We start from the raw sequence: 21,308 nt of genomic DNA, 5'->3' as shown, positions 1-21,308 counted from the left end.
ATTTACAATACTTTAATAGTCCAAATCCAACATTTCTTCATTGAGTTTTAATAATCAGGCCAATTTTTCGATCTTTGTGCAAAATACTAGTCAAGTGAATCAGAAAGAACTTCAGCAAATGATCCAGGAGGGTGAGCACCAGACCCAGGATTTTAAGTTTGCCATAACCGATACAAAAAAGATTGCCCGCTCAATAGCTGCTTTTGCCAATACAGATGGTGGCCGTTTACTAATTGGCGTCAAAGACAATGGTAAAATAGCAGGCGTTGAATCAGATGAGGAATACTACATGATTGAATCGGCTGCCAAACGCCACTGCCGCCCATCTGTTAATTTCGAAACGCGAAAGTGGGAAATAGAAGGAAAAACAGTTCTGGAGATCATTATTGAAAAGAGTAGCAAAAAACCTCATTCAGCGCCAGATAAAGATGGTAAACCTATCTATTATGTCAGAGTGAAAGACCAAAATCTGGTAGCTAATCGTATCTTAACTGAGGTGTGGAAACGTGAAAAAGAGCCAGGAGGCGCCTTACTCAAAATTAAATATGCCGAAAGTAAACTATTAACTTATCTTGGTATACATGGCTATATCACCTTCTCAAAATTTTGCGGCATGGCCAATATCAGCCCACGCAAAGCAGAGAAGATTCTGATAAATCTTATTCATATGAAGGTGATTGAGATGGATATTACCGAATCCCAGATCTTTTATAAGATGAACAGCAAACCTGAATACCCGGAACCTAATCAAGGTTTGCCTGAAGATTGGTAGCCATCAGAATTCTTTAGCGCATCATAAAAAATCTGCTGTATGCGTGGCCTTACATTCATTTGGTAAATTAATGGATTATCACGCGTTGGATACACCCGGTTAGATAAAAAAATGTAAACCAGTTCATATTCAGGATCTATCCACACAAAAGTGCCTGTAAAACCGCTATGCCCATAACTGGCTCTGCTGACACCCGGTGCCGGGTAGCTATCCTGAATTGATAACGTATCATTTCCAAACAAAGGCTTGTCAAAACCTGCTCCGCGACGATTGTCATTCTCTGGGAATTGCACCTTTGTAAATTCATTCATTGTTTCCTCCGAAATATATTGGATACCCCCATAGCTACCCTTCTGAAGGTACATCTGCATTAGTTTAGCCAAATCATCGGCACTGCTAAACAAGCCGGCATTACCCGATACGCCACCCATTACAGCAGCTGCCTCATCGTGAACCAGACCTTTAATCTGCTGCTTTCTAAAATGGTGATCATACTCTGTTGGTATAATGCGTGATGACTCGATGTATTCCAATGGCTTATAGGTGAGTGATGACGCCCCCAAAGGTTTAAAAAATTCATTATACAGCAGGTCTTCATAATCTGTTTTATAAAGCCTACTCAGCAGCTCAGGATAAATCATATACGATAAACCACTGTATTTATACTTCGCCTCATTAAGCAGTGGCGACTTACGTATAGCTTTATAAACCTGGTTTTTAAAGCTAGCTGACAAATAAAGGTGTCGATCTATTTGTAAGCTATTTTTGTCTGATTTGTTGATATCGAAATATCGCTCTTTGTACATCCCATCTTTTAATAGTATCGGATAATAGTTGATGTAAGGTGTTAGTCGGGCCTGGTGAGCCAACACTTCTCGCACTGTCATTTCCTCCTTATTGGAACGGTGAAATAAACGGCTATTCCAATCGGGCCAATAATAATAGAATGGTTGATCAAGCTCCATCAATTGCTCATCGCAAGCTTTCATAATTAATGGTAATGGGCCACTTATCTTTGTTACCGATGCCAAATCATAAACATCATGCTGTCTGACATTAATCCGCTTGTCATAGGTATGATAGCCATAAGCTTCGTTAAATATCACTACCCCTTTTAGCGCCACAAGCACCCGACAACCTGGGAATGCTTTGGCATTGATGGCTTCATAAACAACTGAATCAACGCATGCCTTTATCTCTTGTTGATCTAAACCGAAAACCTCTGCCGACAGATGTTTCAAACGCTGATTTTTATCGGATAAATTAAGCGCTTCAACCTCTGTAGGAAGCGAAATGGCTTTATAAACAAGCTGAACGGCTAAATCCCTATTTAAAGAAGTATTTGATGAACAAAAGAGCGCATTATCCACCTTTTCTAATTGCTCATCTGCAAGCATTAATGAATCGGCGAAATTTAACAGAGATAAAGTTAGGTTTTGGTCAGCAACATCATCTAAAACCGATGAATTGCTATCATTGGTAACAACTACAAGGTGTGTGATGGCATCTGCTACAACTTTATCTTTAAAAGAGGAATCATTGGCAGAATATACTGCCACTTGCTGATATCGGTACAGATTTGTCTCCCATTCGTCATAATTATCGGGTACTACAATGCCTATCTTATCTTTTGAAAGATCTTGTAGCGGCATATTATCAGCTGTTTGCTTGAGCCAACTAAATTGCTTGAGAACCTCATATAATTTGAAAGAATATTCTACAGAATCATTGAGATGTGCCTCCGCCTTACTGGCAGAAATCCATCCAAAAACAAGAATTATTGCGATGATTGCTTTTTTCATTAGTATAATTAAGGATAAAGCAGGTATTGCTCTCTAAGTTTAGAATACGCGTTTAGTTCCTCTTGCCAGCTTTCTTTTATAGCTTCCTCAGTCCAGCCAGCTTCCACTTTCTTGAGTAAAGTATCGTTTCCTGCCAGTAAATTAAACCAACGTTTTCGGTTAATAAAGTCCTCCCGTTTACCAGACTTCTCATAAAACTCGAGTAGATATCTTAGAGTAAACTGATGATTCAAACTTTCTCCTCGCAAATCAACACCATAACACAATTTATCTTGCTGCTGTGGATGTTTGGACATACCCTCAATACTAACAGGGGTAAACGTAAACTGCCCAAAAATCGAGTCGGGATAGCCAATTACCTGAAAAGGCATATAAGTACCACGACCAATACTCACTTCCGTAGCTTCAAAATAGCAAAGAGATGGATACAGCCGTATTGATAAATCATTAGGAAGATTGGGCGATGGTTTAACGGGTAATGAGTATGCCGTATGATGCGTGTAATTAACCATTTTAATCACCGACAAGTCACATTGCAAAGAATCATTAAGCCAATATTCTCCATTAATCATTAAAGCCAGCTCCCCAACCGTTAAGCCATGAACGACTGGTATTGGATGCATCCCAACAAAAGATTGAAACTCTTTCTGAAGAACAGGCCCATCGAAATAATTACCATTGGGATTTGGGCGATCAAGCACAAGCATTTTAACAGCATGCCCGGCACAAGCCTCCATCATGTAATGCATGGATGAAATATAGGTATAAAAGCGCGCTCCTACATCCTGAATATCGAAGACAACAACATCAATTCCTTCCAAATCTTCTACTGTTGGTTTCTTATGCTTACCATACAATGAAATAATGGGCAAACCTGTTTGGGTATCCACATTGTTATCGATAAGTTCACCTGCATCAGCATTACCTCTAAAGCCATGCTCAGGGGCAAATATCTTTTTAACCAGAATACCTCTCGCAAGGAGCGTATCAACAAGATGGCTATCGTCAACCAAAGATGTATGATTGACCAATAATCCAACATGCTTACCTTCTAATAATGGGAGGTATTGTTCAAACTGTTCACATCCCAATCTTAATTCGGGTAAATCATCCTGAACGCTTAGTTGACATGAATATGCAGAAATGAGACTAAAAACCAAAAGAGTAACCAAAATGAAATTGCGCATTGGATTTTTTTAGTAAAAATAAAAAAAACGAAGCAGTGCTGCTTCGTTCTTCCTAATTAATTAGCTACGTGCGCTTATGCTTGTCCGGCTGGTCCGAAGTTCATCGGCATCACAGGGCCCTGACCATTATTATCGGTATTCTTAATCGGGCCGTGCAATGATTCGTACCGGGCTATATTATCCTTGAGTGCATTCATTAAACGTTTGGCATGCTCTGGTGTAACAATCACACGCGATTTCACCTGCGCCTTAGGTACGCCTGGCATGATACGCACAAAATCAATAACAAATTCAGCTGGTGAATGAGTAATTATCGCCAGATTTGAATAAGTACCCTGCGAAACCTCTTCGTTAAGCTCTATATTCAACTGATTCGGATTCTTTTTTTCTTCCATGGTTTTATTTTTTAAAAAAGGGGAAGTCACAATTGTGCTTCCCCTCTTCCTATTATCTCATAAAATTTGCTTACTCAACGTCTTCACTGGCAGTTTGCTTACTCACCAGGCTATCGTATTCTTCTTTCGAACCTACCACAACCTTTGTGAAATTACGCACACCTGTACCAGCTGGAATTAAGTGACCACAAATCACATTTTCCTTCAAACCATCAAGTTGGTCTACTTTACCCTGGATAGCTGCTTCATTCAGTACTTTAGTTGTTTCCTGGAAGGAAGCTGCAGACATAAAGCTCTGTGTTTGAAGAGCTGCGCGTGTAATACCTTGCAGTACCTGGCTTGATGTTGCTGGAATAGCTTCACGAGCCGTTACTAGTTTAAGGTCACGACGCTTAAGTTGTGAGTTCTCATCACGTAAACGACGGGCGGTGATAATCATACCAGGCTTCAATGATGTTGAATCACCGGCATCTTCTACCACTTTTTTACCCCAGATATTATCGTTCTCTTCCATGAATTCGATCTTGTCAACAACCTGCTTTTCAAGGAACTTAGTATCACCCGGATCAGCAATATCAACCTTACGCATCATCTGACGCACAATGATTTCGAAGTGCTTATCGTTGATTTTCACACCCTGTAAACGGTATACATCCTGTACCTCGTTTACAATGTACTCCTGAACAGCAGTAGGCCCTTTGATACTTAAAATATCATTTGGCGTAGTTGCACCATCAGAAAGTGGTGTACCAGCACGAACATAGTCATTCTCTTGTACAAGAATCTGCTTAGAAAGAGACACAAGGTATTTCTTAACATCACCTGCTTTGGTAGTTACGATAATTTCGCGGTTACCACGCTTAATTTTACCGAATGTTACCTCACCATCCACCTCAGAAACCACAGCCGGGTTACTTGGGTTACGGGCTTCGAATAACTCAGTTACACGTGGAAGACCACCGGTGATATCGCCTGCTTTACCAACTGCACGAGGAATCTTGGCAAGAATCTGACCTTGAGCCACATCATCGCCTTCATCTACAGCCATGTGAGCACCTACAGGTAAGTTGTAGTTTTTCAACACTTCACCTTCAGGGCTGACCACACGTAAGCCGGCATTCTTCGTTTTATCCCTTGTTTCAGTAATTACTTTTTCGCGGAAACCAGTCTGTTCATCCGACTCCTCCTTGTAGGTAACACCATCGATCATATTTTCGAAAGCCACCTTACCTTTTTTCTCAGAGATAATCAGCGCATTATATGGGTCCCACTCACAAATCACATCATCCTTCTTAATTTCAGCACCATTCTTGATGAAAAGTTTAGCACCATAAGGAATTGGATAAGTGGTTAAAGCAATATTGGTATTCTTGTCGATGATACGTAATTCTGCCAAACGGCCAATTACAATATCCACTTCATCTCCTTCTTCTGTCTTCGATGGTACGGTACGCAATTCTTCAATTTCAGCAATACCATCGTATTTAGCATGAATCTTGTTCTCAGAAGTAATGTTACCTGCTGTACCCCCTACGTGGAACGTACGCAGTGTTAACTGTGTACCCGGCTCACCAATCGACTGAGCTGCTATAACACCAACTGATTCACCTAACTGAACCATACGGCCAGTTGCCAAGTTACGGCCATAACACTTAGCACATACTCCTTTCTTAGACTCACAAGTCAATACTGAACGGATTTCAACACGTTCGATTGGAGACTCGTCGACAATTCTGGCTTCACTCTCACCAAACTCTTGACCTGACTTAATAATCAGTTCTCCAGTATTTGGATGATAAATATCGTGAACAGACACACGACCAAGAATACGCTCGTATAATGAAGCAACAATTTCTTCGTTGTTTTTGATATCTGTAGCAGTAAGACCACGCAAAGTTCCACAGTCTTCTTCTAAAATCACAACATCCTGCGATACATCAACCAAACGACGAGTCAGGTAACCCGCATCCGCCGTTTTAAGAGCGGTATCTGCAAGACCCTTACGGGCACCGTGAGTAGAAATAAAGTACTCAAGTACAGACAGACCTTCTTTAAAGTTCGAAAGAATTGGGTTTTCAATAATCTGACCGCCTTCAGCACCAGCTTTTTGTGGCTTGGCCATCAGACCCCTCATACCAGATAACTGACGAATCTGCTCTTTAGAACCCCTCGCACCGGAATCAAGCATCATATACACAGAGTTGAAACCTTGATTATCGGTACTAATCTGGTTCATCAATGTTTGCGTCAGGCGCGCGTTAACATGCGTCCAGATATCGATGATCTGATTGTAACGTTCGTTGTTGGTAATGAAACCCATGTTATAGTTGTTCATTACTTCTTCGGCCTCGTCGTAACCTTCCTGAACAAGCGTTTCTTTCTCAGCAGGAATTATCACATCACCCAAGTTAAATGACAGACCACCTTCGAATGCCATACGGTATCCAAGGTTTTTAATGTCATCAAGGAACGCAGCAGTACGTGGTGTTCCACATACTTTATGTACGTCTCCAATAATATCACGTAAGGCTTTCTTAGTTAATACAGCATTGATATAACCGGCTTCGTTCGGTACAAATTCGTTGAAAAGAATTCGTCCAACAGTGGTTTCAATCATTTTTGTAACAACTTCACCTTCATCGTTAGTATCGAGCGTTTTAACTTTAACAATCGCATGTAAATCAACACGCTTTTCGTTAAAGGCAATCTTTGTCTCCTCAGGAGAATAAAATACTAAACCTTCACCTTTAGCGCCTTCGCGTGCTTTGGTCATATAGTACAGACCAAGAACCATATCCTGAGAAGGTACCGTAATAGGTGCACCGTTGGCAGGGTTTAGAATATTCTGAGAAGCCAGCATCAACATTTGTGCTTCCAAAATAGCAGCATTACCAAGTGGTAAGTGTACCGCCATCTGGTCACCGTCGAAGTCGGCGTTAAATGCCGCACAAGCTAATGGGTGTAACTGAATCGCTTTTCCTTCGATCAGTTTAGGCTGGAAAGCCTGAATACCCAAACGGTGAAGCGTAGGGGCACGGTTTAACAGTACTGGGTGTCCTTTCAATACATTTTCCAGTATATCCCAAACAACCGGATCCTTACGATCAACAATCTTTTTGGCTGACTTAACCGTTTTTACTACTCCGCGCTCAATTAGCTTACGGATAACAAACGGCTTATATAGCTCGGCTGCCATATCCTTAGGCAGACCACACTCATGCATATTTAATTCAGGACCTACAACAATTACCGAACGAGCTGAATAGTCAACACGCTTACCAAGTAGGTTCTGACGGAAACGTCCTTGCTTACCTTTCAAACTATCACTTAATGACTTAAGCGGACGGTTTGAATCTGTTTTTACCGCATTTGATTTACGTGAGTTATCAAATAACGAATCTACAGACTCTTGAAGCATACGCTTCTCATTACGCAAGATTACCTCAGGTGCCTTAATTTCAATTAATCGTTTCAAACGGTTATTACGGATAATAACACGACGATATAAATCGTTCAGGTCAGAGGTAGCAAAACGACCACCATCCAAAGGTACAAGAGGGCGCAATTCTGGTGGAATTACAGGCACAACCTTCACAACCATCCACTCAGGACGGTTGATTCCTTGTGAATCACGGAATGACTCAACAACATTCAAGCGCTTAAGCGCCTCATTTTTACGCTGTTGAGATGTTTCAGTGTTAGCCTTATGGCGTAAGTCATATGATAATGAATCCAAGTCGATACGGCTCAAAAGCATATGCAATGCTTCAGCACCCATTTTTGCAATGAACTTGTTTGGATCATCGTCATCTAAATGCTGGTTTTCCTTTGGTAATGTTTCAAGAATATCTAAGTATTCTTCTTCCGTAAGGAAATCCATCTTATTGATGCCATCTTCCGCCTTAATACCAGCATTTATTACAACGTAACGCTCGTAATAAATAATAGTATCTAGTTTCTTTGTTGGCAAACCAAGCAAGTAACCAATTTTGTTTGGCAACGATTTAAAGTACCAAATATGAGCAACAGGCACCACCAATGAAATGTGGCCCATACGCTCGCGACGTACTTTCTTCTCCGTTACCTCCACACCACATCGGTCACACACGATTCCACGGTAACGAATACGTTTATATTTACCGCAATGACATTCGTAATCCTTCACAGGACCGAAAATTCTTTCACAGAATAATCCGTCGCGTTCTGGCTTGTATGTACGGTAATTAATTGTTTCAGGCTTCAATACTTCACCACTCGACATCTCCAAAATTTCCTCAGGAGAAGCCAATCCAATAGTGATTTTATTGAAGTTACTCTTTTGTTTCTGATCTCTTCTAAATGCCATATAGCGTAGAGTATTATTGTAAATTATATAATATGGTTATCAAGAGAGTAACACAAGGCTACTCTCTTCGATCAGACTATTATTCTAGGGTCACACTTAGTCCAAGACCTCTCATCTCATGCAACAATACATTTAAAGACTCTGGAATACCAGGCTGTGGCAGACCATCTCCTTTAACAATTGCTTCATAAGCTTTGGCTCGACCAATTACATCATCAGACTTAACTGTTAAGATCTCCTGAAGGATATTAGCTGCACCGAATGCTTCCAGTGCCCATACCTCCATCTCACCAAAACGCTGACCACCAAACTGTGCTTTACCACCTAATGGCTGCTGAGTAATCAGTGAGTAAGGACCAATTGAACGCGCGTGCATCTTATCTTCAACCATGTGGCCCAGCTTAAGCATATAAATCACACCAACAGTTGCCGGCTGGTGGAAACGCTCTCCTGTACCTCCATCGTATAAGTAAGTACGTCCATACCTTGGAATACCAGCATCGTCCGTCCACTTGTTCAGGTCGTCCATCTTGGCACCGTCAAAAATAGGTGTTGCAAACTTCACTCCTAGATTCAACCCGGCCCAACCAAGAACAGTTTCATAAATCTGTCCAAGGTTCATCCTTGATGGTACACCCAGTGGGTTCAATACAATATCAACAGGTGTTCCATCTTCCAGGAACGGCATATCTTCCGCACGAACAATACGTGATACAATACCTTTGTTACCGTGACGGCCTGCCATCTTATCACCAACTGTAATCTTACGCTTCTTGGCGATATATACTTTAGCAAGCTGTACAATACCAGCTGGAAGTTCATCACCAATCGTAACATTGTACTTCTGGCGCTTTTCTTTCGCTTCCAACTCTTTATATTTCATCCTGTAGTTATGGATAACTTTAGCAATAAGTTCATTCTTATCGTTATCGGTTGTCCACTTGTTAGGATTTACATTGATATAATCAATATCATTCAGAATCTTCTGAGTAAACTTCGTTCCTTTCGACACAATGTCTACATCGTAATAGTCTTTAACTCCTTGCGAAGTTTTACCATTAACCTGTGTAAACAATTTGTCTACCAAACGTCCCTTCAATTCCTCAGTTGCCCTGATGAAATCTTCATCAATTTTGGCAATCTGACTCTTCTCTGAAGTTCTTGATTTACGATCCTTAACGATTCTTGAGAATAACTTCTTATCAATTACAACACCTTTCAATGAAGGCGAGGCTTTCAATGAAGCATCCTTCACATCACCTGCTTTCTCACCGAAAATGGCACGAAGCAACTTCTCTTCAGGTGTAGGATCACTTTCTCCTTTAGGAGTAATCTTACCAATCAGAATATCACCAGGCTTCACATGAGCTCCAATACGGATCAAACCATTCTCGTCCAAATCCTTGGTAGCTTCTTCACTAACGTTAGGTATATCAGAAGTTAACTCTTCCAGACCACGCTTAGTATCACGCACTTCCAGTGAATACTCGTCAATGTGTACCGATGTAAATACATCATCACGTACAACTTTCTCAGATATTACGATCGCATCCTCAAAGTTATATCCCTTCCAAGGCATAAATGCCACTTTCAGGTTGCGACCTAAACCAAGCTCACCCTTTTGAGTTGAATAGCCTTCTGTCAAAATCATACCTTCAGTCACACGGTCTCCCTTATGAACCAATGGTTTGATATCGATACAGGTATTCTGGTTGGTCTTCTGATATTTTACAATAGGATAACGCTTTGTCTCCCCTTCGAAGCTTACATAACGCTCATCGTCAGTAAGATCATAACGAATGACTATCTCATCAGCATCAACGTACTCAACTACACCATCGCCTTCAGCAACAACGTGGGTCCGCGAATCCTGAATCAATTTTCCTTCCAATCCTGTTCCAACGATAGGTGATTCTGGGCGCAACAATGGTACGGCCTGACGCATCATGTTAGAACCCATCAATGCACGGTTCGCATCATCATGCTCAAGGAAAGGAATCAACGAGGCAGCTACAGAAGCAATCTGGTTAGGCGCAACGTCCATCATATGCACTTCGCCTGGCTCTACTACCGGGAAGTCACCTTCTTCACGCGCCTTAACGCGGTCATTGACGAAACGTCCATCCTCATTCAATGGGGCGTTAGCCTGTGCAATAATTTTTGATTCTTCTTCTTCGGCTGTCAAGTATGAAACACCTTCATTAGACAATTCAACTTGACCGTCGGTTACCTTACGGTATGGTGTTTCAATAAAACCAAGATCATTAATCTTAGCATAAACACACAATGAAGAAATCAAACCAATGTTTGGTCCTTCAGGTGTTTCAATCGGACAAAGACGTCCATAGTGGGTATAGTGAACGTCACGTACCTCGAAACCTGCTCTTTCACGCGAAAGACCACCAGGTCCAAGCGCTGACATACGTCGCTTATGGGTAATCTCAGCCAATGGGTTTGTTTGATCCATAAACTGAGATAAAGCGTTTGTACCAAAGAAACTGTTAATTACAGAAGATAAAGTCTTGCTGTTAATCAGGTCAATTGGCGTAAACACTTCGTTGTCGCGCACATTCATTCTCTCACGAATAGTACGTGCCATACGAGCTAAACCGACACCGAATTGATTAGCCATTTGTTCACCAACGGTTCTTACACGACGGTTACTCAAGTGGTCAATATCATCAACGTCAGTTTTTGAATTGATCAACTGAATCAGGTGTTTGATAATCGCAATGATATCATCGCGTGTCAACACTTTAGTCTCCCAATCCGTACTTAGATTCAGTTTTTTATTTAATCGGTAGCGTCCTACTTCTCCTAAATCATAACGCTTATCAGAGAAGAATAACTTATCAATTACATCGCGTGCTGTTGCCTCATCGGGTGGCTCAGCATTACGTAGCTGTCGATAGATGTGAACAACCGCTTCTTTTTCGGAGTTACATGGGTCCTTTTGAAGCGTATTGTAAATGATGGCAAAATCAGAAAGGTTTTGATTCTCCTTATGGAGTAAAATTGTTTTTGCTCCGGAGTCAATAATTTCGTCTACGTGTTCATCGGTAATAACGGTTTCACGATCGATAATCACTTCGTTACGTTCGATCGATACAACTTCACCTGTATCCTCATCTACAAAATCCTCTATCCAACTCTTTAGAACACGAGCTGCCAGCTTACGGCCAACAACTTTTTTTAGACTTGCCTTATTAACTTTAATTTCGTCTGCCAAATCGAATATTTCAAGGATGTCTTTATCTCCTTCGTATCCGATGGCTCTTAACAGTGTTGTTACAGGTAATTTCTTTTTCCTGTCGATGTAGGCATACATCACACTGTTGATATCGGTTGCAAACTCAATCCATGACCCTTTGAAAGGGATTATACGTGCAGAGTATAACTTTGTACCATTAGCGTGTACACTTTGGCCGAAGAAAACACCAGGCGAACGGTGTAACTGGCTAACAACAACACGCTCAGCTCCATTAATAATGAAGCTTCCCTTATCGGTCATATAAGGGATAGTTCCCAAGTAAACATCTTGTACCACAGTATCGAAATCCTCATGCTCGGGATCTGTACAGTACAATTTTAACTTGGCTTTAAGAGGTACACTGTAGGTCAAACCTCTTTCAATGCACTCAGGGATGGTGTAACGAGCAGGGTCAATCGAGAAATCAAGAAACTCAAGAACGAAATTGTTTCTTGTGTCGGTAATCGGAAAATTCTCGTTGAATACCTGGTACAACCCCTCCTTTGTCCGCTCTTCAGGGGTAGTACCCATCTGAAAAAATTCGCGGAAAGATTTTAATTGAACCTCCAGTAAATCAGGATAATTTAACCTGTTCTGGATGGAAGCAAAACTAATCCTTTCTGTAGTATTTGGAGTCATCTATCAACTAATTTATTGAACCTAAAATATAAAAGCACAAAAAGGTTTAGGAGTCAGCTTGCGCTGATTCCTAAACCGGATATCCTATATAGGACCAAAATTACTTAAGTTCAACTTCTGCTCCCGCTTCTTCTAACTGAGATTTTAATGCTTCAGCTTCTTCTTTAGTAACTTTCTCCTTCAATGGAGCTGGAGCTTTGTCAACTAATTCTTTAGCTTCTTTAAGACCAACGCCAGTCATTTCTTTTACTAACTTAACGATAGCTAATTTAGAACCACCAGCAGCTTTCAAAATTACGTCGAATTCTGTTTGCTCAGCAGCACCACCAGCTTCGCCACCAGCAGCAGGACCTGCAACAGCTACAGCTGCAGCAGCAGGTTCGATACCATACTCTTCTTTTAATACTTCAGCAAGTTCGTTAACTTCTTTAACAGTTAAATTTACTAACTCTTCAGCAAGCTTCTTGATATCAGCCATTTTTCTATTTATTAAATATTGTTTGTACTTTTTTTATTCTTTTTCTGCTAAGGTTTGTAATAAACCATGTATTGTTGAACCTCCTGATTGAAGCGCAGAAACAACATTCTTCATTGGAGACTGTAGTAATCCGATTACATCGCCGAGTAACTCGTCCTTAGACTTAATGTTACATAGTGCCTCAAGTTGGTCAGCACCTACGTAAAGTGATTCCTCTACATACGCACCTTTTAAAGTTGGTTTCTCTTTTCCTTTTGAGAATTCCTTAATCAACTTGGCAGGAACGTTACCAGTGTTCGAAAACATGATGGCTGTTGTTCCTTTTAATGTATCATAAAGCTCTTCGTACTCGCCCTCGTGTTGCTCCAAAGCTTTCTTGAAAATGGTATTTTTTACCATGATCATCTTCACTTCTTTGCTGAAGCACTCGCGACGTAACTTACTACTATTTTCAGCATTCAAACCACCTGCTTCAGTCACATAGAAGTGGCTGTACTCGTTTAAGTTTGAAAGCAGTTCGTTGACTAATGTACTTTTATCTTCTTTTCTCATGATTCCTTTGTTCTTTAAAAGTTAAACATTAAGCATCAACCGATTTAGGTTCGATGCGAATACCAGGACTCATGGTACTAGAAAGACTAATACTTTTTACGTAAGTTCCTTTAGCAGCTGAAGGCTTAAGCTTCATAATAGTGCTCATAAATTCCTTTACGTTGTCAACAATCTTATCTTCAGTAAATGATACTTTACCGATTGAGGTATGAACAATACCGTAGCGATCCACTTTAAAGTCAATCTTACCAGCCTTAACTTCGTTAACAGCTTTAGCGATGTCCATAGTTACAGTACCACTCTTTGGGTTTGGCATCAAACCACGTGGACCTAATATACGTCCAAGAGCACCTACTTTAGCCATCACGCTAGGCATTGTTATGATCACGTCTACATCAGTCCAACCGCCTTTGATTTTCTCAATGTATTCGTCCAATCCAACATGATCCGCACCTGCAGCTTTAGCCTCTTCTTCCTTGTCAGGAGTACACATTACAAGAACGCGAGTCTCCTTACCAGTTCCGTGAGGTAAAGTTACAACCCCTCTAACCATTTGATTTGCTTTACGAGGGTCAACTCCTAAACGCACATCAACATCCACAGAGGCATCAAATTTGGTAGTGGTGATTTCCTTTACCAATTTTGCTGCATCCTCAAGAGAATATTGCTTTGAGGTGTCGAATTTTTCTAACGCTAACTTTTTATTTTTTGTTAGTTTTGTCATTTTCGCAAAAAGGTCTTAATTAGTTACTACCAGGGAATTCTCCAGTTACGGTTACTCCCATACTTCGGGCGGTACCGGCGATCATCCTCATTGCAGATTCTACAGTAAAACAATTCAAGTCAGCCATTTTATCTTCAGCAATTGTTCTTGCCTGTTCCCAGGTAATAGAACCAACTTTCTTACGGTTAGGTTCGGGTGAACCACCTTTAAGCTTAGCTGCTTCCATAATTTGAACGGCTGCCGGAGGTGTTTTAATGACAAAGTCAAAAGACTTATCTTTATACACCGAAATGACCACAGGTAAAACTTTACCAGCTTTTTCCTGTGTTCTGGCATTGAATTGCTTACAGAATTCCATGATGTTCACTCCTTTAGCACCTAACGCAGGTCCTACTGGAGGTGAAGGATTTGCTGCACCACCTTTGATCTGAAGTTTGATAAAGGTTTCTACTTCTTTAGCCATTGTAGCAATTCGTATTTATTAATAAATATATAGTTTAGAGGTTTAAAAAGTGTTTAACTTGTAGATGCAAACTTAACGTTTACATGGAAGCCATTACTACTAAGTCACTATTCCTTTTCAACCTGCATAAAACTCAACTCTAATGGTGTCTTTCTTCCGAAAATCTTCACCATTACTTTTAATTTCTTCTTCTCTTCGTTAACTTCCTCAATTAAGCCATTGAATCCATTAAATGGTCCATCAATTACTTTAATTGTTTCGCCAACAAAGTAAGGTACATTGATTTCCTCATCGGTCTCATTCAATTCGTCAACCTTACCTAGTATACGGTTAACCTCAGATTGACGCAATGGTACCGGCATATCATCATTATCATTGAGAAATCCGATAACATTAGGTATATTTCTAAGGATATGTGGTATCTCACCAACCATAGCCGCTTCAACCAAAACGTAACCTGGCAAATAAGGACGCTCCTTACTTACTTTTTTACCGTTACGAATCTGGTAAACTTTTTCGGTGGGAATTAATACCTGGCTAACGTAATCAGTCAGCTTAAGGCCGGCGATTTCGCTCTCCACATATTCTTTAACCTTCTTCTCTTTTCCTCCGATTGCACGAAGGACATACCATTTCTTACTGACTTCTGCCATTATTTGAGAGTCCTTATAAATTAGTAAAGGCGTTTATATACCCAGTCAAGAATTGTATCAAACGAATAATCCATTGCAAAGACAACGCCTGCAATAATCACTGAGGCTACCATTACCACGATAGCACTGTTAGTCAGTTCTGACCAACTTGGCCATGATGTCTTATGAATTAGTTCATTCTGAACATCCTTGAAATATGCTGTTATCTTACTCATAGTACTTTTCATTAGTTTGCCGGTCCTAAATTTAAGAATCTAAAACCGGCTCTTTTGTGCACGGGAGGAGCGACTCGAACGCCCGACACCTGGTTTTGGAGACCAGTGCTCTACCAACTGAGCTACACCCGTAAAATAACCGGAAGCAGCACTTCCGGTTATGGTATATTCTAATCAGTGATTAGTCAAGAATTTCAGTTACCTGACCAGCACCTACTGTACGTCCACCTTCGCGGATAGCGAAACGTAGGCCTTGGTTCAATGCTACTGGGTAAATCAAATCTACTGTGATAGTTACGTTATCACCAGGCATTACCATTTCAGTTCCTTCTGGAAGAGTAATCTCACCTGTTACGTCAAGCGTACGCAGGTAGAACTGAGGACGGTACTTATTGTGGAAAGGGGTGTGACGACCACCTTCTTCTTTCTTCAATACATAAATCTCACCTTTGAACTTAGAGTGAGGAGTGATTGAACCTGGCTTAGCTAATACCATACCACGCTTAATCTCTTTCTTGTCGATACCACGTAATAACAGACCTACGTTATCACCAGCTTCACCACGGTCAAGAATCTTACGGAACATCTCAACACCAGTACATACAGTCTTCTTACCTTCAGCACCAAGACCGATGATTTGCATTTCTTCACCTGAGTTGATAACACCAGTTTCGATACGACCAGTAGCTACAGTACCACGACCTGTGATAGAGAATACATCCTCAACAGGCATCAAGAATGGCTTTTCAACATCGCGTGGAGGAAGCGGAATCCACTCATCAACAGCAGCCATTAATTCCATTACTTTTTCAACCCACTCTTCTTCACCGTTCAATGCACCAAGAGCAGAACCCATGATTACTGGAGAATCATCACCTTCGAACTCGTAGAAGCTCAATAGATCACGAACTTCCATTTCAACTAGTTCAAGAAGCTCTTCGTCATCTACCATATCAACTTTGTTCAAGAATACAACGATCTTAGGAACGTTTACCTGACGACAAAGCAGGATGTGCTCGCGAGTCTGTGGCATAGGACCATCAGTAGCAGCACATACAAGAATAGCACCATCCATCTGAGCAGCACCAGTTACCATGTTCTTAACGTAGTCGGCGTGACCTGGACAGTCAACGTGTGCGTAGTGACGGTTTTCAGTTTGATACTCAACGTGAGCAGTATTAATTGTAATACCCCTTTCTTTTTCTTCAGGAGCGTTATCAATCTGATCGAAGTCTTTCACTTCAGAAAGTCCTTTATCTGCCAACACTTTAGTAATTGCAGCAGTCAAGGTAGTTTTACCGTGGTCAACGTGACCAATGGTTCCGATATTAACGTGAGGCTTCGTTCTTACAAATGTTTCTTTAGCCATAACTCGAAATATTAGACAATTAGATATAAATTAAATCTTAATTTAAAGCATTTTAAGGAATCACTATCACAGCTCCAAGAGAGAGCGGGAGACGGGGCTCAAACCCGCGACCCTCAGCTTGGAAGGCTGATGCTCTATCTACTGAGCTACTCCCGCATTTTTCGCAGGACGTTAAAGATAAGTAAATTAAACTTCAATGTCAGCAAAAAACAGATTTTGTTCCTAAAAAAGTGGGGAGAGCAGGATTCGAACCTACGAAGACATAAGTCAGCGGAGTTACAGTCCGCCCCAGTTGGCCACTTTGGTATCTCCCCATTTGGTTTTTCAATAATATTTAAAGACCGTTGTTAGTTTCAAAACACTAACTTTATTTCATTTTAATAGGCCGATAACCTTGGTCAATCAGCCTATTTATAGCGCTTTAGGGCACTTCTACTACCCTAAAATCGGTGTGCAAATGTATAATTATTTTTCAAGAACACAAAAAAATAAATCTTTTTTTTGCCTATTTAGCTCTCACCTTTTCCTTCCATTTAATCAGCTGCTTACGCAGGGCATCAACTGACAAATCCACCCCCTCTTCAAATGTCTTACATTGCTTTTTCGCAAACAGCTCTCCCCCCGGAATATTCAGACTTATCTCTGTCACTTTATTCTCCGTTGAGTCAGACTTATCCAACTTCAGAATCACCTCGGCCGAAACAATCCCATCAAAGAACTGCCCCATTTTCGCTACTTTTTGCTGAATAAACTCCTCTAACTGTGCAGACGCAGTAAAGCGTACGGATTGAATTGTAATATTCATAAATAATCCTCCATCTTTTCGGCTCTTGGATGAGCCTGTTTATAAATAGAATTTAATTGCGCATAAGTATTGTGTGTATAAACCTCTGTCGCCGCCAGATTAGCATGCCCCAGCAATTCCTTGATGGCATTCAAATCAGCTCCCCTATTTAATAAAGCTGTCGCAAATGAATGCCGAATTACATGAGGACTCTTCTTAGCTACTGTTGAAACCTGCCCCAAATACCGGTTCACCACTCGATACACCAATTTATGGTAGACAGGCATTCCCTTTTCCGTTAAAAAAATATGCTTAGCCGAGCGCTCCGGAAACTCACCATCCCTACTCTTTAGATAACCAACAAGTGAAACCTTTAGTTCCGGAATAATAGGAATAATCCGCTCTTTATTTCGCTTCCCCTTAACTTTCAATAATCCGTTAGCTAAATCAATCTGCTCATTTGTTAACCCGGCCAACTCAGAAAGGCGCATCCCGGTATTATAAAACATCTCGATAATCAAACGATCACGCTGCCCTTTAAATCCCTTCCCGAAATCCACTTTATCAAGCAACAAATCCATTTCCTGCTCCTTGACAAACACAGGCAAACGCTTAGGAAGCTTTGGAACAGAAACATATTCCGCCACATTGGTCTCTACACCCCCCTGTTGCATCAAATACCGAAATAAAACTTTAAGTGTAGAAATTTTGCGAGTTACTGATCGTGCTGTGACACCATCATTAACCAGCTTAACAACCCAGGCTCGGATTGTTTTCGAAGTAACTTCATTCCAGAACCCTATTTCACAATCATTCAAATACTCACAAAACTGATTAACATCTGTCTTGTAGGCAGTGATCGTATGCGGAGAATTTCTCCGCTCAAATTCCAGATATTTAAAGAAAGAATCTAAGTATTGCATCAACAGAGGGTGTCCTTTTATGCTTTAAACGAATATACGAAAAAAGCAGTAAACAGACGCCCTCCGCAAGCAATTTATTCAGACTCGCGCTGCAATTGCTCGATGTATATAGCTTTTTTTACTTGCTCTCTTCTGACTACAGATGGCTTAGTAAATGCCTGACGCGATCTCAACTCACGCATAGCACCAGTCTTTTCGAATTTTCTTTTGAATTTTTTAAGAGCTCTTTCAATGTTTTCGCCCTCTTTAATAGGAATTACTATCATAACGCTTACTTTTTATTTGGACCGCAAAATTAGTCATTAAACCGCAAAATCTCAACTGTTTGAAGCATTTTCACTCCCCAACCTTAATTTTTTGCAGCTGCAAAGAAAATGAAGTTTAGCGATTACAACAAATTTTCGTCCTTATTTTTTCAATGAATTATTGCTATTTACCTGACATCAACAACAAAATACCTGGCCAACAGCTGCATGTCAGCCTTAGCGAAAGAGAGTGAATCACGAAACTGCATTATAGAATTGAGCTGACCGGCCTTTCGAATCTCATAAATATCCTTGGCCATATAAAAATCAAGGTACGGATGATTCTTCATCTGTTTCAGGCTGGCTTTGGCAATATCCATTGGCATCACCCGTTTTTCATCCACTTTAAGATACTCTCTGTTTTGCTCAATCACTTGCATCGAAAGTCCATACACCTCTTTCAACTGATCAACAGAACAATAACCACCTATCCTATTTCGATAAGCCACAATACGCTTTGACAGCACCGGGCCAATCCCTCGTAACAAGGCAAACATTGCCGTGTCAGCACTATTAATTTCTATTGACAATTTTGGCCTGTCATCAACAAGCACTTGAGTTGTCTGGTATGCTTTTACACCCTCGTTTTCATGATGCATGATATTATACGCATCATAACTCACCCTTTTCTCAGGTTGATAGCTTACCTCCTGTCGAACATCATCACAAAGGATATAGTTTTCCAGCTTAACATACAACACCGAATCCACCCCATAAATACTTCTGAGCTTCTCGGGCGTTTTAATTCTCCCCCCCGCTTCTCTGTATTTTAATAGATTTATAATAGCATGATTGGTAAAACCCAACATTTGCAACCTACTTACGCTCTCATGATTGGGATTAAAAAAGAAAACAGTATCCAGTTTTGCTCCCTTGGGAATGTCTTTTGAAACACTAACACCTTCAGCCCAGGCAATTAATTCTTGGTCTACAAAAACGTCATGCTCGCTTGGCGCAATAAGAAAAACACTGGCAACTAATATAAGCAAAACAACCAGCGTCAATAAAGCAAGCTGTTCTCTTTTGGATAGTGTTAGTAAATCGCGCCACATATGTAAAGGTTAAAGTAAACCAAGGCCATGTAAGAATACTGCACTAATAGCCAATGGAGCAATAAACTTGAGAATAACCATCAACACGCCTGTCAAATAAATTTTACCGCCGTGTGCTTTCAGTTCGTCTGCTACCTTAGCCTTACCTAGCACCCATCCTGCAAATACAGCAATCAGAATACCTCCTAATGGCAATAAAATATTTGAAGAAGTCCAGTCAAAGAATTTAAAAGCGCCATCAGACAAGACACAGAACGCACCTAAAACAGATATACTACCCGCAGCTATAATGGTTGCCTTCTTACGAGTTAACCCGAGTTCTTCCACAAAATAGGCGACCACAACTTCCAGCAAGGAAACGGATGAAGTGAGCGCTGCAATCACCAGCAAAATAAAGAATGCAACAGAAAAAATATATCCGCCTTGCATGCTATTAAATACATTTGGCAGCGTTTCAAAAACTAAACCAGGCCCCGAACTTGGATCGATACCAAAAGCAAAAACGGCAGGAAAAATAGCCACTCCCGCCAATACAGCAATTAAGCTATCAGCAAAAGAAACAGAGACAGCAGTGTGAATTAGATTTTCCTTCTTTTGGATGTAAGAACCATATGTTGCAATCACTCCCATACCAATACTTAAAGAAAAGAAGGCCTGACCTAAAGCCTCTAATATTACATCCCCACTTAGCTTGGAAAAATCAGGTTTAAACAAAAATGCCAAACCAGCATGCGCACCTTCAAGGCTAACCGATTTGATACTTAAGATGATAATAATAACCAGCAACAAAGGCATCAAAATCTTCGTATATTTTTCAATACCATTTTTTACGCCACCTATCACTATACCAGCGGTCAATATCATAAAAACACCAACCCACACCAGAGGACCTACGGTAGAGGTTTGAAACTCACTAAAGAAAGCACTTAACTCTGAAGGAGTCATATCTGATAAACTATCTGTTATAGCCAGATAGGTGTATTCCATGGTCCAGCCAGCCACAACAGCATAAAATGCCAGAATCATAAAAGCCGCACCAACTCCCATTATACCAACTGACATAAATAGTGGCTTATCAGGAGCCAGTGTTCGGAAGGCACCGAATACACTTTTTTGAGCCCTACGTCCGATCAATAATTCAGATAACATTACTGGCAGACCAATCATCACAATAAAAAGAAGGTAAACCAACAAAAAGGCACCTCCCCCATTTTCACCGGCAACATAAGGGAAACGCCAGATATTTCCCAAACCTACAGCTGAACCTGCCGCTGCAGCAATAACTCCAAACTTATTTGTAAAACCATCTCTTGATGTAGCACTCATACTTACTTGTTATTTAATCCGTTACAATATAATTAAAAAAGAGGCACCAAGTACAAAACCCGTGCCTCTTTATA

The 21,308-nt window shown here is 40.7% G+C and carries 18 protein-coding genes and 3 tRNA genes; 1 reads left to right on the top strand and 20 read right to left on the bottom strand.

Features of this window, described 5'->3' with window-relative positions; translation table 11 throughout:
• Window positions 1-94: 94 nt before the first annotated feature.
• Window positions 95-772, top strand: a complete 678-nt coding sequence (locus KEM09_RS11645; RefSeq protein WP_342344005.1) for an AlbA family DNA-binding domain-containing protein — start codon at window positions 95-97, stop codon at window positions 770-772.
• On the opposite strand, the gene KEM09_RS11640 is transcribed toward KEM09_RS11645, so the two are convergent.
• The 20 genes from KEM09_RS11640 to KEM09_RS11545 all read right to left on the bottom strand — a co-directional run bounded on the left by KEM09_RS11640 (window position 748) and on the right by KEM09_RS11545 (window position 21,234).
• On the bottom strand, window positions 748-2,574 hold the full coding sequence (locus tag KEM09_RS11640; protein ID WP_212228504.1) for a serine hydrolase domain-containing protein: 1,827 nt from the start codon (window positions 2,572-2,574) through the stop codon (window positions 748-750). The two genes, KEM09_RS11645 and KEM09_RS11640, sit on opposite strands and share 25 nt — an antisense overlap.
• Before the next feature lie 8 nt (window positions 2,575-2,582).
• Window positions 2,583-3,761 (bottom strand): exo-beta-N-acetylmuramidase NamZ family protein, encoded by a 1,179-nt coding sequence (locus KEM09_RS11635; protein WP_212228502.1) that lies wholly within the window; start codon window positions 3,759-3,761, stop codon window positions 2,583-2,585.
• A 74-nt stretch (window positions 3,762-3,835) separates the two neighbouring features.
• Window positions 3,836-4,156: a DUF3467 domain-containing protein gene (locus KEM09_RS11630; RefSeq protein WP_212188055.1), complete on the bottom strand. Its 321-nt coding sequence runs from the start codon at window positions 4,154-4,156 to the stop codon at window positions 3,836-3,838.
• A 70-nt stretch (window positions 4,157-4,226) separates the two neighbouring features.
• Entirely contained in the window at window positions 4,227-8,501 is a 4,275-nt protein-coding gene (rpoC, locus tag KEM09_RS11625; protein ID WP_212228500.1) for a DNA-directed RNA polymerase subunit beta', read from the bottom strand.
• Between the two features lie 79 nt (window positions 8,502-8,580).
• Window positions 8,581-12,390, bottom strand: coding sequence for a DNA-directed RNA polymerase subunit beta (gene rpoB / locus KEM09_RS11620; protein WP_212228498.1), 3,810 nt, complete (start codon window positions 12,388-12,390; stop codon window positions 8,581-8,583).
• 100 nt (window positions 12,391-12,490) lie between these two features.
• Entirely contained in the window at window positions 12,491-12,868 is a 378-nt protein-coding gene (gene rplL, locus KEM09_RS11615) for a 50S ribosomal protein L7/L12 (protein ID WP_212188058.1), read from the bottom strand.
• Window positions 12,869-12,901: 33 nt separating this feature from the next.
• Window positions 12,902-13,420, bottom strand: a complete 519-nt coding sequence (gene rplJ / locus KEM09_RS11610; RefSeq protein ID WP_212228496.1) for a 50S ribosomal protein L10 — start codon at window positions 13,418-13,420, stop codon at window positions 12,902-12,904.
• A 28-nt stretch (window positions 13,421-13,448) separates the two neighbouring features.
• The gene (gene rplA / locus KEM09_RS11605; RefSeq protein WP_212188060.1) at window positions 13,449-14,144 is read right to left on the bottom strand and encodes a 50S ribosomal protein L1; all 696 of its coding nucleotides are present in this window, start codon (window positions 14,142-14,144) and stop codon (window positions 13,449-13,451) included.
• A 19-nt stretch (window positions 14,145-14,163) separates the two neighbouring features.
• Window positions 14,164-14,607, bottom strand: coding sequence for a 50S ribosomal protein L11 (gene rplK, locus KEM09_RS11600; protein ID WP_212228495.1), 444 nt, complete (start codon window positions 14,605-14,607; stop codon window positions 14,164-14,166).
• A 107-nt stretch (window positions 14,608-14,714) separates the two neighbouring features.
• Window positions 14,715-15,260, bottom strand: coding sequence for a transcription termination/antitermination protein NusG (nusG, locus tag KEM09_RS11595; protein ID WP_212188062.1), 546 nt, complete (start codon window positions 15,258-15,260; stop codon window positions 14,715-14,717).
• 20 nt (window positions 15,261-15,280) lie between these two features.
• Window positions 15,281-15,475: a preprotein translocase subunit SecE gene (gene secE, locus KEM09_RS11590; protein ID WP_212188063.1), complete on the bottom strand. Its 195-nt coding sequence runs from the start codon at window positions 15,473-15,475 to the stop codon at window positions 15,281-15,283.
• A gap of 59 nt (window positions 15,476-15,534) precedes the next feature.
• Window positions 15,535-15,607 (bottom strand) — tRNA-Trp (locus tag KEM09_RS11585).
• A gap of 49 nt (window positions 15,608-15,656) precedes the next feature.
• Window positions 15,657-16,844 carry an elongation factor Tu gene (tuf, locus tag KEM09_RS11580; protein WP_212228493.1) on the bottom strand — a complete coding sequence of 396 codons (1,188 nt, stop codon included), beginning with the start codon at window positions 16,842-16,844 and terminating at the stop codon, window positions 15,657-15,659.
• 83 nt (window positions 16,845-16,927) lie between these two features.
• Window positions 16,928-17,000 (bottom strand) — tRNA-Gly (locus tag KEM09_RS11575).
• A 75-nt stretch (window positions 17,001-17,075) separates the two neighbouring features.
• A tRNA-Tyr gene (locus KEM09_RS11570) sits at window positions 17,076-17,158 on the bottom strand.
• Between the two features lie 191 nt (window positions 17,159-17,349).
• On the bottom strand, window positions 17,350-17,649 hold the full coding sequence (gene hpf, locus KEM09_RS11565; protein ID WP_212228491.1) for a ribosome hibernation-promoting factor, HPF/YfiA family: 300 nt from the start codon (window positions 17,647-17,649) through the stop codon (window positions 17,350-17,352).
• Entirely contained in the window at window positions 17,646-18,551 is a 906-nt protein-coding gene (locus tag KEM09_RS11560) for a tyrosine-type recombinase/integrase (protein WP_212228490.1), read from the bottom strand. The genes hpf and KEM09_RS11560 overlap by 4 nt, the downstream gene beginning before the upstream one ends.
• Window positions 18,552-18,625: 74 nt before the next feature.
• Complete coding sequence (gene rpsU / locus KEM09_RS11555) at window positions 18,626-18,817, bottom strand: 30S ribosomal protein S21 (RefSeq protein WP_212228489.1); 192 nt, start codon at window positions 18,815-18,817, stop codon at window positions 18,626-18,628.
• Between the two features lie 167 nt (window positions 18,818-18,984).
• A complete protein-coding gene (locus KEM09_RS11550) occupies window positions 18,985-19,908 on the bottom strand; it encodes a helix-hairpin-helix domain-containing protein (RefSeq protein WP_212228488.1) in 924 nt (307 codons plus the stop codon).
• Window positions 19,909-19,917: 9 nt separating this feature from the next.
• Window positions 19,918-21,234 (bottom strand): sodium-dependent transporter, encoded by a 1,317-nt coding sequence (locus KEM09_RS11545; protein WP_212228487.1) that lies wholly within the window; start codon window positions 21,232-21,234, stop codon window positions 19,918-19,920.
• Between the last annotated feature and the right edge of the window lie 74 nt (window positions 21,235-21,308).

It is taken from the genome of Carboxylicivirga mesophila (genome assembly GCF_018271975.1).
Lineage (GTDB): Bacteria > Bacteroidota > Bacteroidia > Bacteroidales > Marinilabiliaceae > Carboxylicivirga > Carboxylicivirga mesophila.
The sequence above is the reverse complement of the archived record's forward strand: the minus strand, read 5'-3'. Positions and strand labels throughout refer to the sequence as shown.

What these genes read in the sequence shown, in the direction of transcription:
- KEM09_RS11640 (WP_212228504.1), bottom strand. Translation starts at nt 2,574, where the DNA reads ATGAAAAAAGCAATCATCGCAATAATTCTTGTTTTTGGATGGATTTCT.
- KEM09_RS11635 (WP_212228502.1), bottom strand. Translation starts at nt 3,761, where the DNA reads ATGCGCAATTTCATTTTGGTTACTCTTTTGGTTTTTAGTCTCATTTCT.
- KEM09_RS11630 (WP_212188055.1), bottom strand. Translation starts at nt 4,156, where the DNA reads ATGGAAGAAAAAAAGAATCCGAATCAGTTGAATATAGAGCTTAACGAA.
- rpoC (WP_212228500.1), bottom strand. Translation starts at nt 8,501, where the DNA reads ATGGCATTTAGAAGAGATCAGAAACAAAAGAGTAACTTCAATAAAATC.
- rpoB (WP_212228498.1), bottom strand. Translation starts at nt 12,390, where the DNA reads ATGACTCCAAATACTACAGAAAGGATTAGTTTTGCTTCCATCCAGAAC.
- rplL (WP_212188058.1), bottom strand. Translation starts at nt 12,868, where the DNA reads ATGGCTGATATCAAGAAGCTTGCTGAAGAGTTAGTAAATTTAACTGTT.
- rplJ (WP_212228496.1), bottom strand. Translation starts at nt 13,420, where the DNA reads ATGAGAAAAGAAGATAAAAGTACATTAGTCAACGAACTGCTTTCAAAC.
- rplA (WP_212188060.1), bottom strand. Translation starts at nt 14,144, where the DNA reads ATGACAAAACTAACAAAAAATAAAAAGTTAGCGTTAGAAAAATTCGAC.
- rplK (WP_212228495.1), bottom strand. Translation starts at nt 14,607, where the DNA reads ATGGCTAAAGAAGTAGAAACCTTTATCAAACTTCAGATCAAAGGTGGT.
- nusG (WP_212188062.1), bottom strand. Translation starts at nt 15,260, where the DNA reads ATGGCAGAAGTCAGTAAGAAATGGTATGTCCTTCGTGCAATCGGAGGA.
- secE (WP_212188063.1), bottom strand. Translation starts at nt 15,475, where the DNA reads ATGAGTAAGATAACAGCATATTTCAAGGATGTTCAGAATGAACTAATT.
- tuf (WP_212228493.1), bottom strand. Translation starts at nt 16,844, where the DNA reads ATGGCTAAAGAAACATTTGTAAGAACGAAGCCTCACGTTAATATCGGA.
- hpf (WP_212228491.1), bottom strand. Translation starts at nt 17,649, where the DNA reads ATGAATATTACAATTCAATCCGTACGCTTTACTGCGTCTGCACAGTTA.
- KEM09_RS11560 (WP_212228490.1), bottom strand. Translation starts at nt 18,551, where the DNA reads ATGCAATACTTAGATTCTTTCTTTAAATATCTGGAATTTGAGCGGAGA.
- rpsU (WP_212228489.1), bottom strand. Translation starts at nt 18,817, where the DNA reads ATGATAGTAATTCCTATTAAAGAGGGCGAAAACATTGAAAGAGCTCTT.
- KEM09_RS11550 (WP_212228488.1), bottom strand. Translation starts at nt 19,908, where the DNA reads ATGTGGCGCGATTTACTAACACTATCCAAAAGAGAACAGCTTGCTTTA.
- KEM09_RS11545 (WP_212228487.1), bottom strand. Translation starts at nt 21,234, where the DNA reads ATGAGTGCTACATCAAGAGATGGTTTTACAAATAAGTTTGGAGTTATT.